Raw genomic sequence first — 16,332 nt, 5'->3', positions numbered from 1 at the left:
AATGAAATAATTTATGTTTCAGTTATAGATGATGTATAATTTTTTAATTAATTGACAATCAATTACTTGTAATTTAATTTTGATTGAAATTGTTCATTGCTTGCTGTTAGCTGAAATCTTATTTATACAATAGATTCACTAATTTTACTACTATTATAATGTTCAATGATACATTCAAATATTTTATAAAAATAGGTATGCTTGTTGAAGCTTTTAGCACAAAACAATTTTCTTTTAACCTATTCAATAATCCATGCAGTATGTTTTGGGCATTTGCAATTTGAAAAGTACTTGAACTTAGTTGATAATTATAGCATTAAGTAAGATATGAATGCCAAAAATAAAGGGGCTGTTTCCAGTAGCGCTAAAATCTATTGGGAAAATTTATTGTCAGACGACATAAAATTGCTTGACTTGCCCAATAGAAATTTAAAAGTAAACGATACCGCTTCAAAAGGGGTTTTGTTGCGTACTTATTTTTCTGAACAGTTGTCTGGTTATTTGAAATCAAATACTTCTTCCTCTAATGAATTAACGACTTTTGCAATTTCGGCATTAGCTATACTCTTTCATAGGTATACAAATCAGAACGATATTGCTTTTGGACTATTGTTAGATCAAAATCTATCTTTATTTAGAAATACCATTGAGGCTGAATTTAACTTTAATAGGGTAAATAAAGACACTACTGAAAGGTTATTGCTAAATCAAGAAAATTTTTATCCTTCTGAAGAGCTATTGGCAGATTTTAATTTAATCGATACCAATAGTCACAATGTACTACAAGATGTCGTGCTTTCCATTAACGCTATAAAAACTGATGATACTTCTGTCTCTAATGATATTGATACATTCAATGAGATTAAAAGGATAGGTGAAGTCCATGTCAAATCTAATTTGGAAATTAATCTTGAGATTAATGCTGATACTATTAGGTTAGATGTCGTATATAATGATGCGGTATTTGAAAATAGTTTTATTGAACAGTTTATGATGCATTATATGAGCATCATTTCTCCATTAATGAAAAATTCAACTTCTGAAATAGGAAGTATAGATTTTCTTCTAGAAAAGGAGCGTGATATATTATTAAATGAATTCAATACACCTACCGTAGACTATCCAACGGATAAAACCGTGGTTGATTTGCTTAAAGAACAGGCTCTAAAAACTCCAGATCGTATAGCTGTTGCCTTTGAGGAGCATACATTAACGTACAGGGAGTTAGATGAGCTGTCCAATCAATTTGCAAATTATTTAATTCAAAAGAAAGGGGTTAAACCAAGGGACCTGGCATGTTTGATTCTAGATAGGAGTGAATGGCTAATTATTGGTATGATGGGGATTATGAAAACTGGTGCCGCATACGTGCCTGTTGACCCAAACTACCCGGAAAAACGCAAAGAATATATTAAAAACGATAGCAATTGCAATATAACGGTAGATGCCGCGGCAATTGAAGAGTTCAAGGCAACTAAAGCAAGTTTTACAACTGCCCCATTAACAGGTGTAGTGCTATTGCCTAACGACTTGATTTATATCATTTACACTTCAGGAACTACAGGTAATCCTAAAGGTGTCATGTTAGAACATAGAAATATCGTTAGTTTATTTGTTAACGATGATCCTTTCTATGATTTCAATGAGAACGATGTTTGGACCATGTTCCATTCATACTGTTTTGATTTTTCCGTTTGGGAGATTTACGGAGCGTTGTTGTTTGGGGGTAAATTGATAATTCCTTCCAGTGAAGTGATCAAGGATCCTTTTGAATTTATGTCCTTGCTCATAAAAGAAAAGGTGACCATTCTGAACCAAACACCATCATCATTTTTAAATATCATGGGTAGCTTACCTTCAGGTGATATCGATCTGAAATTGCGATACGTCATTTTTGGTGGTGAGGCATTGTTTCCAAAATATTTAGAAAAATGGTACCGTAAATTTCCGGGTATTCAATTTGTAAACGGCTACGGTATTACCGAAACTACCATATTTACAACATTTAAAATCATTGATGATGAGGATGTAAGAACCAATGTTTCCAATATTGGTAATTGTGTGTCATCGTTAACTTCACATGTGGTGAATACCAAAAACCAGTTACAACCTGTAGGGGTTATAGGTGAACTGTGCATTTCAGGTCATGGATTGGCAAGAGGTTATTTAAATAGATCGGAATTGACCAGTGAAAAGTTTATTGCGAATCCTTTTGAACCTGGGCAAAAAATGTATCGCTCGGGAGATTTGGTAAGAAGACTTTCAAATGGTACTCTAGAGTATATTGGCAGAATTGACCATCAAGTTAAAATTCGCGGACACCGTATAGAATTAGGGGAAATAGAATCTACCATTAATGCTTTAGACGGTATTGAACGTACTGTGGTGTTGCCAAATACAAATGAGGAAGGTGAAACCAGATTGGTAGCATATATGCAGGCTGTTGGTGAGAAACCTGAAATGACCGGTATTAGACTAGCGCTTGTCAATAAGTTACCAGAATTTATGGTCCCCACTTTTTTAATGTGGGTAGATGAGTTTTCTACAAACTCTAATGGGAAAATTGATAAGGAAAAGCTACCGGCTCCTGGGTATCTAAGGTCAAATTCAGATGTGATCTTTAAAAAACCACGTACCAAGGTAGAGAAGAGTATAGCTGCTATTTGGGAAAAGGAATTAAAACTTTCGGGTATTGGTGTTGATGATAACTTTTTTGAAATGGGCGGTACCTCGCTTATGGCACAAAAAGTCGTAAATGCCATTATGAAAACCCTGAACAAGAGAATTCCGGTAACCAAGCTGTATCAACATACGACCATTGCCGCACTTGTGAATTTTATAGAGGGCGACAAAGAATCAGCTATATTATCCAATAAGCGAAAAGAGAAAAATAATGCTTCATCTAAGGATGTTGCCGTTATTGGTATGACGGGCAGATTTCCCGGCGCTAAGAATATTGATGAATTTTGGGAGGTCTTAAAAAATGGAAAGGAAACTATTTCATTTTTTACCAAAGAAGAATTGGATCAAAGTATTCCTGAAACCTTAAGAAATGATAGCTTGTACGTAGCTGCAAGAGGTGTAGTGCCTTCTGTTAAAATGTTCGATGCGCGTTTCTTTGGCTTAACGCCTAAACATGCGGCGGCCATGGATCCTCAGCAACGTTTGTTTTTAGAGCTTGCATGGGAAGCACTTGAAGAGTCTGGTCATCTTCCGGAACATTATAACGGTAGGGTTGGGGTCTATGCCGGTACGGGTACCAATACGTATTATCAAAAGAACATTTTACCGAACCATGAATTGATAGAGTCCGTTGGTCAGCTACAACTGGATACGGAAAATGAAAAGGACTATATATCATCAAGAACGGCTTATCATTTAGATTTAAAAGGTCCGGCGGTAAGTGTACAATCCGCATGCTCCACATCTTTGCTGGCTATAGCCGAAGCGGTCGAAGCTATTAGAAATGGATATTGTGAGGTTGCTCTCGCTGGGGGCTCTAGTATAACGGCACCAATTAATAGTGGTCATTTGTATCAAGAAGGATCAATGCTCAGTACAGACGGTCATTGTAGGCCATTTGATTCTCAAGCAAAAGGAACCGTGTTCAGCGATGGTGCAGGAGTGGTTGTTTTAAAGGATTTGGAGGAAGCTAAAAAAGATGGGGATTTTATATATGGTGTAATTAAGGGTGTAGGTATTAACAATGATGGCGGTGGCAAGGGTAGCTTTACGGCTCCTAGCGCAGAAGGGCAGGCCAACGCTATTAGGAGCGCTATTAATGATGCCGGTATTTCACCTGCAACCATTAGCTATGTAGAGGCTCATGGTACGGCCACGCCTTTAGGGGATCCTATTGAGATGGACGGACTCAACCTTGCCTTTGGAGAGCAATCCAAGAAAAACTATTGTGGACTAGGTTCGGTGAAAAGTAATATGGGTCACCTTACCGCTGCGGCAGGTGTAACTGGTTTGATTAAAACGATATTGGCCTTTAACCATAAACAAATACCACCTTCTTTAGGTTATGAGAAACCTAACCCGGTAATAGATTTTGATAATAGTCCGTTTTATGTAAACAATACTTTGGCTTCATGGGACGTAGAAGGCCCTAGAAGAGCCGGGGTAAGTTCTTTTGGCGTTGGTGGTACCAATGTGCACGTGGTATTAGAAGAATATGAGATGACGGTAAAAGAGCCTTTGCAACAAAGACCGGTACAGCTTTTACCTATTTCTGCAAAAACGAATACAAGTTTAGAGGGTTGTGAAAATGCTTTGAAAGCTCATTTTGATGCTGATAAAGAGGGGGATTTAGCAGATGTGGCTTATACGCTGAGTACTACAAAAGCTAGTTTTGGTACTAGAAGGTTTATATTGGCATCGAACACTAAAGAGGCTTCAGATGTACTGTTTGATAAAGATAATAAAACAGCACAATCGTCAGTAGTTAGGGCAGTTCCTAATGAAGTGGCATTCTTATTGCCAGGGCAAGGTTCCCAGTTTTTGAACATGGGCAAGGAGCTGTATAGTGGCGAAGGTGTATTTAAAGATGCTGTGGATAAATGTGCCAACTTGTTGCTGGATACCCTAAAGTTGGATATCAGAAAAATAATTTTCCCGGAATCTTTAAATGAGGAAGCGGAAAATAATCTTCGCGATACACGGTTTACACAACCGGCGTTGTTTACCATAGAATATGCACTATCTCAATTATGGATCAGTTGGGGAATTCAACCTACCGTAATTTGCGGTCATAGTTTAGGGGAGTTCGTTGGGGCTCATCTGGCTGGCATTTTTAGCTTGGAAGATGCATTAAAATTGGTTTCCTTGAGGGGTATTTTGGTAAGTACACTTCCTAAAGGTAGTATGCTCACCGTTCGTATAGATGAAGAATCGCTCCATAAAATATTGCCAAAAACCTTATCTGTAGCCGCTGTTAATTCCCATAAACTTTGTGTAGTTTCTGGTGAGGATAATGAAATTGAAAAATTTGCAGAGGTACTTAAGGAAGAAAATTTGCCTTATAGATTAATAGCTACAAGCCATGCTTTTCATTCCGCAATGATGAACCCTATTTTAGAGGAGTTCGGCGCTATTGTTGAAAATATCGATTTAAAGATTCCACAGATACCCATAGTATCTACCGTAACAGGTACTTGGCTGACCAATGAGGAGGCTGTAGACCCTGTATATTGGACCAATCATTTACGAGATACCGTGAAATTCTCCGATGCTATGGATACCATAGTTAAATTAGAAGATGTGGTATTGTTAGAAGTTGGTCCGGGAAATACACTTACAACGCTAAGCCGTCAAAACAAAGAAGCTAGAAAAATAAAATCTATAGCTTCATTACCGGTTCCTAAAACCAATGAAAATAATTACCACGGAGTGCTTAATGCCTTAGGACAATTATGGTTAACGGGTATAACCATAGATTGGACTAGTTTTTATGACAAACAGGGCAGACATAGATTAAGATTGCCTACCTATGTGTTTGACCGAAAACCATGTTGGATAGACCCTATAGTTACTCAACCAAAAATTGAAAGGACTAGTGTTCATACCAACCCTACAATACAGACCTTAACAGAAAAACCAAAAAGCGTTACACCAATGAGAAACGTGACCATTTTAAATAAAATTTCGGAGTTAGTTTCAAACAATTATGGTATTGAAATTGAAGCCAATGACAAAAATCTAAGCTTTTTAGAGCTAGGGTTAGATTCCCTTATCCTTACTCAAATGGCTATTACTTGTAAGAGAGAATTTAAAATTCCAATTACATTTAGACAGCTTAATGAGGATATTAATACACCAGAACTTTTAGCAAGCTATTTAGATGCTAATTTACCTGAAGAAATTCTAAAGCCCCAACCACAAGTAGTTCAACAGCCTACTGTTGCCGTACATCAGGTTCAAGAAAATAATACAGCCCAATATGTTAAGGCCGCTGGTAATCAAACGGCTATTGGTCTAATTGGGGAGCAACTTCAACTGCTTAGCAAGCAATTACAGCTTTTACAAGGTGGATCGGTAGCTACTGTACAACCAAGTGTTGCGCCAAGTGCTCCTCAACAACCAGAAAAGGACAATGGTGCAAGTAGTATGGATATACGTACGGAACAGGAAAAACAAGAACATAAAAAACCGTTTGGTGCTTCACCAAGAATAGAAAAGCAAACAACCGGTTTAGATCAAGCTCAGTCTCAATACTTAAATGAATTGACTGCTAGATATAACAAGAAAACCATTGGCAGTAAAAATTATGCTCAGAATCACAGGGCAAAAATGGCAGATCCAAGAGTGGTGTCGGGTTTTAAACCGTTGACCAAAGATTTGGTATACCCCATAGTGATCGGTAAATCTCAGGGAAATAGACTTTGGGACCTAGACGGCAACCAGTATATAGATGCTTTGAACGGGTTTGGTTCGTGTTTCTTTGGGTACCAGCCAGATTTTATTAAAGAGGCCATGCACAAACAAGTGGATCTAGGATATGAGGTTGGGCCGCAACATCCGTTGGCTGGTGAAGTCTGTGATTTACTTTTAGAGTTTACAGGTCATGACAGGGCTGCTTTATGTAATACAGGGTCAGAAGCTGTATTGGGTGCCATGAGGATTGCACGTACCGTAACCGGGCGTTCGCTTATTATTGCTTTTACGGGGTCTTACCACGGAATTAATGATGAGGGTATCGTAAGGGGAACCCAGAAAAAGAAAACTTTTCCGGCTGCAGCAGGAATATTGCCAGAAGCCGTTCAAAATATGTTGATCCTTGATTACGGTACTGAGGAAAGCTTGCAGATTATTAAAGATAGAGCACATGAAGTGGCGGCTGTTCTTGTAGAACCGGTACAGAGCCGTAGACCGGAATTTCAACCCATAGAATTTATAAAGCAAGTAAGGGAAATAACTGCAGCCGAAGAAATACCATTTATTTTTGATGAGGTTATTACCGGTTTTAGAATGCATCCGGGTGGTGCCCAGGCCCTTTTTGACGTTAAGGCGGATATTGCAACCTATGGTAAGGTCATAGGTGGTGGTGTATCCATCGGTGCCATATTGGGTAAAAAAGAATATATGGATGCACTTGATGGCGGCTTTTGGCAGTATGGAGATGATTCTTACCCAGAAGTTGGGGTTACTTATTTTGCCGGTACTTTTGTTCGCCATCCTTTGGCATTAGCCTCTGCGAAGGCGGCTTTGCTCCATATGAAAGAACAAGGACCAAGTTTGCAGGCAAATGTTTCTGCCATGACTGAACAAATGGTGGTTAGTTTAAATGAAAATTTTGGTAAAAACGGTCTACCATTAGAGATCAATTATTTTGGGTCTTTATGGAGGATAAAGTTTAAGAAAGAAATTCCGTATTCAGAATTACTGTTTGTAATAATGCGCGAGAAAGGGATACATATTTGGGATGGCTTCCCTTGCTTTTTAACAACGGCATATACCAATGAGGATGTGGACTTTTTGAAGAAAACACTTTTAGATGCCATTGATGAATTGGTAACTGTTGGGATATTAAAAAAGGAAACCAATGGGCATGCCGTTACAATGCAAAATTCTTTTGAGAGATTGAACACACCACCTGTGCCAGGTGCTCGTTTAGGTAGAGATGAGAATGGGCAGCCAGCATGGTACGTAGCAGATGCCACAAAAGAAAATGGCTATTTAAAAATTGATATTTAGAGATATAGAATGGTTTAGGAATATTGTTTACCTGTTTAGATGACACATCTTTTATTTACTAGCTTAACACCTATTGACAATGAAATTTTCTTTGCTCAGGCACAAGAGAAATTTTCTGAAGAATTTGTGCTTAAATATTCGAAATATAAAAGATGGCAAGATGCTAAGTCTACTATTTTAGGCAGACTGTTGTTGGCATATGGTTTACAAAAATTCTATAACATTAATGTTGATGATATTGCCATTGAATATTCTAAAGATAAACGACCTTTTTTAGAAAATTCTGAGGTTCAGTTTAACATTTCCCATTCAAATGATTTTATAGTTTGTGCATTTACGTCTCATGGAGGTATAGGTGTAGATGTAGAGAAAATAAGTAATGTAGAAATAAATGATTTTAGATTACAATTCTCAAAGTCGGAATATGACAATATGGTTGGTTCTTTACATGTGCAAGAAAAGTTTTTTGAATTTTGGACACAGAAGGAAGCAGTTTTAAAAGCTTATGGAACCGGTTTGAATGTAGCTTTGGATTCTATTGAAATTATTGACGGATCATCTACAATAGGTGAAGAAGTATTTTACTTAGAAGAAATAGATCTTACTGCAGAATATAAATGCCATATTGCTACACAGCATTTAAATGAATTTTCCAGTACGGAGATTACACATGTAAGCCCAGAAAAAATAGCGGATTTTATGGGTTCCAATTTCTTCAAAACTATTCGGTGAATTGTTGTAAGACCATGTAAATACGATGAAGTGCCTAATTTTTTTTAAATTTTTCTACTAACAAAGAGTAAAATGCCCTGTTATCTTAATTACGACGATTATATAAACTAGGATGTCGGAATTAATGTCGTTCAATTTTCTCTTTCAATTAATTTTGATGTTCACCATTTACAGTAACTATAAGCTGCAAACAATTAATTTATGAAAACTAGTATTTCCCCAATTAACTTTCACAACACTAAATCTTATTTGCTGAAAATTTCAATGTTGCTTATTGTAGCATTGCAATTGACATCGTGTGGTAGCGCTAAAAAATCATCTTATTTCAATGAGGTAGGTAATAATACATTTGCATCATATTATGAGCCCTTAGAGCCCATTTTACAAAAGAATGATTTGTTGAGTATCAATATTACCAGTTTAAATGCTGAGGTAACCGAGATGTTCAATATTGCCAATAACGTAGGCGGTATACAAACTCCTGGTTATTTGATCGATCAAGATGGATTTATAAGATTCCCGGTTTTGGGTAAGATAGCGGTAGCCGGTCTTACAAAGAAAGAACTGAGAGAATATATAAGAGAAGAGTTGATATCTAAAAGATTGTTGATGGAGCCAATAGTTGATATACGCTTTATGAACTTTAAAGTTTCTGTTTTAGGAGAAGTAAATCAACCAGCGGTTTTTACCATACCAAATGAAAAAGTTACACTTCTAGAAGCTTTGGGTATGGCGGGTGACATGACAATATATGCCCAAAGAAATAATGTATTATTAATAAGTGAGGAAGACGGTATTAAAAGTACTAGAAGAATAGATCTTACTTCAGATGAATTATTTACTTCACCAAACTATTACCTACGACCAAATGATATTGTTTACGTGCAACCAAATGATAGAAAGGTTAGAAATACTTCTAATGCTACGCAATGGTTCTCGGTAATATTAGGTTCGTTGTCATTGGCGGTAATTTCTATTGCCAGCTTTTAATCAATCCATACAATTAAAAAATTCTTAAGCTAAGGACTGTTCATAGTCAGGCTTATTTATCCCGATAAATTGAATACAATGACTGAAAAGGAATATTTTGACTCAAGGCTATCTTCTTCTAATAATGAAGAAAATTTTGATGTAAAGGCATTGTTGAGCAAATACCTGAAATCATGGAAACTATTTCTATTGTTTCTTCTGATTTTTATTGGCTTGGCGGCTCTTGCCCTGCAGTTTATAAATACTTCATATGAAGTTTCTAGTAAAATTTTATTGAAAAATGAAACCTCTAATATAGATGCCTCTGGTAATAACATGGTCAGCAATAATCCATTTAGTAACTCAGAGCGGGTTAACAATGAAATTGAGGTGTTGACTTCTGTGCATTTAATGCGTTCTGTTTTAGATAGTTTGTCCTTGCAATGTAAAGTTAGTACTCCAGAGACTTTTTCTGAAACGGAACTATATGGTTCAGAGTTGCCGTTTAAAATTGTTGTAGACACCTTATATCCATCGGCTTATGATACTTCTATTAAAATTAAGTTAGAAGGAAAAGATAGTTTTAGTATATCGGAAGATTTTGAAGGTGACTTAGATGCAGCAAATTCTATTAGCTCAAGTTATGGCTATAATAGATATAATTATGGTTACAAAATTGAAAAACCCTATGGAACTTTTAAGATTGTGCCCAATGAAAAGTCCAACGTAAAGAGTACTGAATTTTTACTGGAATTTAGGGATATAGATGAGATGGCACATGATTATGTGAAAAAAGCATTGAGTGTGTATGTAATCAATAAAGATGCTTCTGTTATCAACATTGTTTTAAAAGAGCAAAATCCTCAGAAAGGCGAGGATATCATAAATACATTGGTTGAGATATATGGTATAAAGGCATATCAAGAGAAAAATGCCATGGCCTTAAATAACGTAAAGTTTATTGATGAACGTTTAAATGCATTATCTGTAGAGCTTAGTGAAGTAGAAAAAAATGTTGCCCAGTTCAAAACGGAAAATGAACTGGCTAATGTAGAGTTCGATGCAAATTCATTTTCTGAGCAAGAAATAGATTATAGTAGAAAACTGACCGAAGCTGAAATAGAACTAAAAGTTTTAAGTGCTATAGACCGTAATTTAAGAAATGGGGATAATGAATCTACTTTAAATTCTTTAAGTGTATCAAGCCCTAATCTGGTGTATTTAATAGATAATTATAATAGATTACAGATAGAGCGCAAAAGTCTACAAAGAACGGTTCCTGAGAACAACCCGCGTATGATTGATATTAGGGATCAGTTACAGCAGCTGAAAGGGAATATTCTTGGTAGCCTTTCTACATCTAGGCAAAGTTTAAGAAGTACTATAGGTAGTATTAGAAGTAGGTCCAGTCAATTTGCAGCCAAAAAGCAAAGAATACCATCTATGCAAAGGCAATTATTGGAAATTAGTAGAGAGCAGGGTATTAAGGAAAACTTGTTTTTGTACTTATTACAAAAGAGGGAAGAGGCTGTTTTAATGGTTGGTGTTAGGCAAGATAACTTTACCGTAATCGATAAGGCTATTACTGATTTTGAGTCAAAATCTCCCAGTAAAAAACTTTTCATGTTGGTATCCCTGTTATTGGGTCTTGCCGTTCCTGTAGGTATTGTTCATTTAAAGGATGGATTAAATACTAAAGTTGCCGATAAGAAAGATGTTCAGAAAAGAATTAGTGTGCCTTTAATAGGTGAAATAACACATAATGCATCAGGTAAAAATCTTATTGAAAAGGGAGAGGAGAGTAGTAGATTGGCTCAAGATTTTAGAATGATGCGTATGAATATGAGTTTTCATCTACCTAAAAAGAAGATGCAAACTATTTTGGTTACTTCTGCCCAAGAGGGGGAGGGAAAAACTTTCTTTTCTTCAAATATTGGGGTGGCACTGGCTTCTTCAAACTCTAAAGTCGTGATTTTAGAATTAGATAAGCACAATCCAGAATTAATGGGGGCATTGGGAGCTGCTAATTCAGAAATTGGTATTTCAAATTACCTATCACCAGGTACACGTACTATTACAATCAACGACTTGTTGGTGCCGGTAAATAACAATGACAATTTGTTTGCCATAGGGTTGGGTTCCGAAAAAGTAGACGGATTGGAATCTTTTAATTCGGTGCAAATGGTTCAGTTTATGGAGCAGTTAAGAAATGACTTCGATTATATTGTCATAGACTCCGCCCCAATTGGCACATTGGCAGATACGCTTGCCCTTTCTAAATATTCGGATTGTTGTGTTTTTATGGTTCGTGAGTACTACACCCATTTAGATGATTTGGAAATCTTGGAAGAAGCTAAGCGCAATAAGAAGTTTAAAAACCCTATGGTTGTTTTTAACGATGTAGGTTTTATTAAATAGTTTCATCTATTATTATTTGCACAAGACAAAACGGAAATGAATATATATTACATTGTCACTTTGTTTTTTTTAATATTTGCTTCTAAAGCCAATTTCTTAGTTAAGTCTAATTTAGCATGGTTTGGTTTTGAGGTGTTTATGATAGTAATAGCCCTTAGTTTTAATAGAATTAAGAAGAAAGATGTTCAGTTTTTTATACTAAGTAGTGTAATTTATTTCATCTATATTTTATTTAGATTCAAATTAAACCAGTTACCTACAGATTATTTCAAGAGTGATGTATTTTACTTTTTCAAATTTGTATTAACATCCTATTTATTCTGTTTAATACTCAAGGAAAGGGCACTTTATTATTTGATAAAAGTTATTTCTCATTTGGCACTTATATCTATAGTTTTTTATGTTCTTCAATTTTATCAAGATGGAGCAATAGTAAAGGCTATTGGCAAAGCATTTGAAAGCATTACTGTAGAAACGTTTTCCTTACGGTATACCAATTTTTTAATATTTACCTACGATACTATCCATTACTATAGAAATTCCGGATTTTGTTGGGAGCCTGGCGCTTTTGGTTCGTTTTTGACGTTGGCATTAATGTTCAATTTTTTAATCAATGATTTTAAACTGAACAAAGAGGCATTGATAATTACCTTGGCCATTTTAACAACGGTATCTACCACGGCATATTTAGGTGCGTTTATATTGTATTTTCTTCGGTATCGTGTATTGAGCAGGGGCAGTAAGATTACCATCATAATTTTTGCGGTCATATTTGCATTGGCTATACCCAACGTACCTTTTTTAGGGGAGAAGGTGGTTGAGATTTATGAGCAAGATATACGTGATTTAAAAGAGCTGGAGCAATTATCTGTCTATTATGAAGATGTAGAAAGGCAAATACCCTTAAACCGTTTTGCAAGTGTAATTTTTCTTTACGAACAGTTTAACTGGAAACTTTTTTTAGGGGTCAGTAATCAATATGATGAGTACTATATTAATGAGTTTAATGTTAATATCTCTAATGGTATTATGGACTTTATAACTAAGTTCGGTTTACTTGGGCTTATGGTTTTACTCTATAGATATGGTAAATTATGCCGGGCGTATTTAAGAAAAACCGAATACGTATGTTATTCCATATTAATTTTACTGATATTAAGTTTTGGTGAACCCATACTAATGCTACCTATTTGTGTCATATTTATATTTTTGCCCACATTTAAAAAACAAGATTTTACAGCTTTGTCATTTGATTATAGGTCAAAGTACCTACCATTAAAAAGACCTAACACTATATAATGATCAAAAGGTTTAACTCCATTAAGGTAATCATACAGTCTTATTTTCAAGGAAATTCTAGGACTAATCTGTTGATTAAGAATGTTTTTTCTTCATTGATATTAAGAGGCTTGGGTACGGCTATAAACTTTTTGTTTGTTCCTTTGGTTATAAATTTTGTCAACGCTGAACGATACGGTATTTGGTTAACGCTTAGTTCTGTGCTAACATGGTTTACCTTGTTGGATATTGGTTTTGGTAACGGTCTACGCAATAAATTTTCAGAAGCCGTAGCTCTGGATGATATCAAAGAGCAGCGAAAACTGGTTCATACCACTGCAGCCGTATTAATATTGATCTCTACCATCATATTTATCTTAAATGTCATATTTACAGACCAGATAAAATGGGATGAATTTTTAGGAGTAGATGCGTCATACCGTTCAGAACTGCAACAGTTGGTTTTTCTTTTAATATCCTTTTTTAGCTTACAGTTTATTTTTCAAATATATAACCCTATCCAATTTGCCCTGCAAAAGCCTGCAATGATTGCGAGAACTATCTTATTGGGCAATGTGCTTGGCTTAATTGGTATTCTGTATTTAAGGGAATTTTCTGAGCCTTCCTTATTTAATTTAGGTTTTGTGGTCATGGGTAGTAACGTACTTTCTATATTTCTTTTTACCGCATATTTCTTTGTAGTACAAAGACCGGATTTAATACAGAAAATAGAAAAACCTACGGTAGATACCTTAGGGTCGATTTTTTCTCTAGGGATCAAATTTTTCTTTTTGAACATTGCCTATATGGTGCAGTTTCAAACCAGTAATTTTTTGATCAGTAAATACTTTAGACCAGAAAAGGTAACCGAGTTCAATATAGCTTTTAAGCTTTTTAGCGTTGCTTCTTTAATATTTGGTATCATATTGAGTCCGGTGTGGAGTTCTGTTACCAATGCCCAGGTAAACAATGATTATACGTGGATTAAAAAATTGATAAAAAAGCTATTGCTCATATGGAGCGTTATTGCCGTAGGATGTATCATTGGATTATTATTGGCGCCTACCATCTATAACTTATGGATCGGTGATATTATAACCATACCGTTCATAACCTCATTGGGTGTTGTTTTAATAGTGCTGTCTAATTGCTTTTCAGAAATATTTATAAGTGTGTTGAACGGCATGGGTAAGGTCAATTTACAATTCTATATTTCCATTTTTGTAATCCTATTTTTTGTACCAATAGCTTATTTCCTATCGGTAGAAATGGGTTATGGAATTTTTGGTATCTGTATGGCAATTGTGGTAACCAATGTCAATGGGTTAATTGTTGCACCGTACCAAGTGTATGTAGAAATGAGAAAAAACAGAAAGTTACCAGCTTAACAGTTGAAAAAGTTTAGAGATGATGTCAACTAAAGAAAAGAAATTAATAACGGTTTTACTTACGTGCCATAATCGTAAGATGAAAACGTATAGCTGTTTAGAGGCGCTTTTAAACTGTGATTTAGATGATGATAGTTACTATTTAAAAATCTACCTGGTAGATGATGGTAGTACAGATGGTACTACGGAATACCTTCAGGGTAATTTTAAAAACCTTCATATCATACAGGGATCAGGTAGTTTATTTTGGGCAGGCGGCATGCGTACGGCTTGGAAAGCGGCTCGTGATAATGACAGGCATTCAGATTATTATTTACTCTTAAATGATGATACCATTGTTTTTAAAGATACGCTTACCAGGCTGTTAAGTGACTTAGAAGAGGTAAACGAACCTAAAAGTATCATCGTGGGTCCTACCTTAGATCCAGATACTAAGAAGGTTTCTTATGGCGGACATAAAATTTTAAACAAACTATCTTTTAAGAGTAAAATGGTATTGCCTAATGATAAATTTCCGCAGAAGTGCGAAATGGGCAATGCCAATATCATGCTGGTACCTAATGAAGTCTACGAGGTTATCGGTTCTTTAACGGAAACCTATACGCACGGTATTGCAGATTTTGATTACACCTTAAAAGCTTTGGATAATGGTATTTTCACCTATGTTGCCAGTGCTTATTGTGGTTACTGTAAAAATGATCATGGGGTAAATTGGTTAAGTCAAAAAAGTAATTTAAAACAGAGAATAGCATATTTATATAGCCCTACAGGCTTATCGTATAAAGAATATTTAAAGTTTATTAAGGTGCATTTTCCGTTTCACCTACCACAGGCATTCTTACTGTTGTGGGGTAAAACCTTATTTCCCATCATTTGGCAATTGTTTAAAAATGAAGACTATTTAAAATGAAAACAGCAACAGCACAAGCACCGGTACTATTTATCATTTTTAATAGGCCAGAACAGGCAAAAAGGGTTTTTGAAATGATACGGAAAGCCCAGCCAGCAAAACTTTATGTTGCGGCAGATGGTCCACGTAAAAATGGTAAGGATGATCAAAAATGCAAAGAAACTAGGGCTATTGTAGATTTAGTAGATTGGGATTGTGAAGTTAAAACGCTGTTCAGGGAAGAAAATGTAGGTTGTGGATTAGGACCTAAAACTGCTATAGATTGGTTTTTTGAAAATGAGGAAGAAGGTATTATTCTAGAAGATGACTGCCTGCCGTCTTTGAGTTTTTTCAAGTTTTGTTCAGAATTATTGGAAAGATATAGAGACAATAACCAGATTATGCATATTGGGGGCTCTAACTTTCAGAATGGGTATATCTCAGATTCAGATTATTCGTATTACTTCTCTTATTTTAGTCATGAGTGGGGTTGGGCAAGTTGGCGAAGAGCCTGGAAAAACTATGATTATGAATGTTCAAGCTTTCCAGAACTAAAGAAGAAAGGCTATTTTGACAACTACTTTTCAAACATCATCGAAAAGAAATATCGACTTAGTAAAATAGAAAAAACGATCAATGCTAAAGAAGTCTCTTGGTGGGACTATCAGTGGGACTATACAAAACTGGTCAACTCTGGCTTGTCAATAATACCAAACCAAAATATGATTAAAAATGTTGGGTTTGGTGAAGATGCTACACATACCGTTAGTGCCAATGATGCACGGCAATATAATGAAGCACAGGAAATAGATTTTCCGTTAGTGCATCCTAAGTTTATTATTAGGGATATAAAGGCAGATAGAAGGTATTTTAAATATTTCTTTAAAGACACTATAGTACGCAGAAAAATACTGGGCTTTCTAAGAATTCCCGGGTATGCTACTGAAGGGTAATGTAGTGGTA

8 protein-coding genes are annotated in these 16,332 nt (G+C 35.6%); all 8 read left to right on the top strand.

Features of this window, described 5'->3' with window-relative positions; genetic code table 11:
- Nucleotides 1-327 precede the first annotated feature (327 nt).
- The 8 genes from B2Z27_RS07175 to B2Z27_RS07140 all read left to right on the top strand — a co-directional run bounded on the left by B2Z27_RS07175 (nt 328) and on the right by B2Z27_RS07140 (nt 16,322).
- The gene (locus tag B2Z27_RS07175; RefSeq protein ID WP_286813157.1) at nt 328-7,695 is read left to right on the top strand and encodes a non-ribosomal peptide synthetase/type I polyketide synthase; all 7,368 of its coding nucleotides are present in this window, start codon (nt 328-330) and stop codon (nt 7,693-7,695) included.
- Between the two features lie 39 nt (nt 7,696-7,734).
- Nucleotides 7,735-8,427, top strand: coding sequence for a 4'-phosphopantetheinyl transferase family protein (locus B2Z27_RS07170; protein WP_286813155.1), 693 nt, complete (start codon nt 7,735-7,737; stop codon nt 8,425-8,427).
- A 201-nt stretch (nt 8,428-8,628) separates the two neighbouring features.
- A complete protein-coding gene (locus B2Z27_RS07165; protein ID WP_286813153.1) occupies nt 8,629-9,417 on the top strand; it encodes a polysaccharide biosynthesis/export family protein in 789 nt (262 codons plus the stop codon).
- A gap of 78 nt (nt 9,418-9,495) precedes the next feature.
- Nucleotides 9,496-11,814 (top strand): GumC family protein, encoded by a 2,319-nt coding sequence (locus B2Z27_RS07160; RefSeq protein WP_286813151.1) that lies wholly within the window; start codon nt 9,496-9,498, stop codon nt 11,812-11,814.
- Nucleotides 11,815-12,189: 375 nt separating this feature from the next.
- Complete coding sequence (locus tag B2Z27_RS07155; RefSeq protein WP_286813149.1) at nt 12,190-13,113, top strand: hypothetical protein; 924 nt, start codon at nt 12,190-12,192, stop codon at nt 13,111-13,113.
- Complete coding sequence (locus B2Z27_RS07150; RefSeq protein WP_286813148.1) at nt 13,113-14,480, top strand: lipopolysaccharide biosynthesis protein; 1,368 nt, start codon at nt 13,113-13,115, stop codon at nt 14,478-14,480. The genes B2Z27_RS07155 and B2Z27_RS07150 overlap by 1 nt, the downstream gene beginning before the upstream one ends.
- Before the next feature lie 19 nt (nt 14,481-14,499).
- Nucleotides 14,500-15,390, top strand: a complete 891-nt coding sequence (locus tag B2Z27_RS07145) for a glycosyltransferase family 2 protein (RefSeq protein WP_286813147.1) — start codon at nt 14,500-14,502, stop codon at nt 15,388-15,390.
- Complete coding sequence (locus B2Z27_RS07140; protein ID WP_286813146.1) at nt 15,387-16,322, top strand: nucleotide-diphospho-sugar transferase; 936 nt, start codon at nt 15,387-15,389, stop codon at nt 16,320-16,322. Before B2Z27_RS07145 ends, B2Z27_RS07140 begins: the two co-directional genes overlap by 4 nt.
- Nucleotides 16,323-16,332 lie beyond the last annotated feature (10 nt).

Origin of the sequence: Maribacter sp. UBA3344 (genome assembly GCF_002362375.1) — a bacterium.
Classification (GTDB): Bacteria; Bacteroidota; Bacteroidia; order Flavobacteriales; family Flavobacteriaceae; genus Maribacter; species Maribacter dokdonensis.
Note: the sequence above shows the minus strand (reverse complement) of the source record. Positions and strands in the feature narration are given on the sequence as shown.

Coding starts and splice junctions, on each gene's coding strand:
- B2Z27_RS07175 (WP_286813157.1), top strand. CDS start 328: ATGAATGCCAAAAATAAAGGGGCTGTTTCCAGTAGCGCTAAAATCTAT.
- B2Z27_RS07170 (WP_286813155.1), top strand. CDS start 7,735: ATGACACATCTTTTATTTACTAGCTTAACACCTATTGACAATGAAATT.
- B2Z27_RS07165 (WP_286813153.1), top strand. CDS start 8,629: ATGAAAACTAGTATTTCCCCAATTAACTTTCACAACACTAAATCTTAT.
- B2Z27_RS07160 (WP_286813151.1), top strand. CDS start 9,496: ATGACTGAAAAGGAATATTTTGACTCAAGGCTATCTTCTTCTAATAAT.
- B2Z27_RS07150 (WP_286813148.1), top strand. CDS start 13,113: ATGATCAAAAGGTTTAACTCCATTAAGGTAATCATACAGTCTTATTTT.
- B2Z27_RS07145 (WP_286813147.1), top strand. CDS start 14,500: ATGATGTCAACTAAAGAAAAGAAATTAATAACGGTTTTACTTACGTGC.
- B2Z27_RS07140 (WP_286813146.1), top strand. CDS start 15,387: ATGAAAACAGCAACAGCACAAGCACCGGTACTATTTATCATTTTTAAT.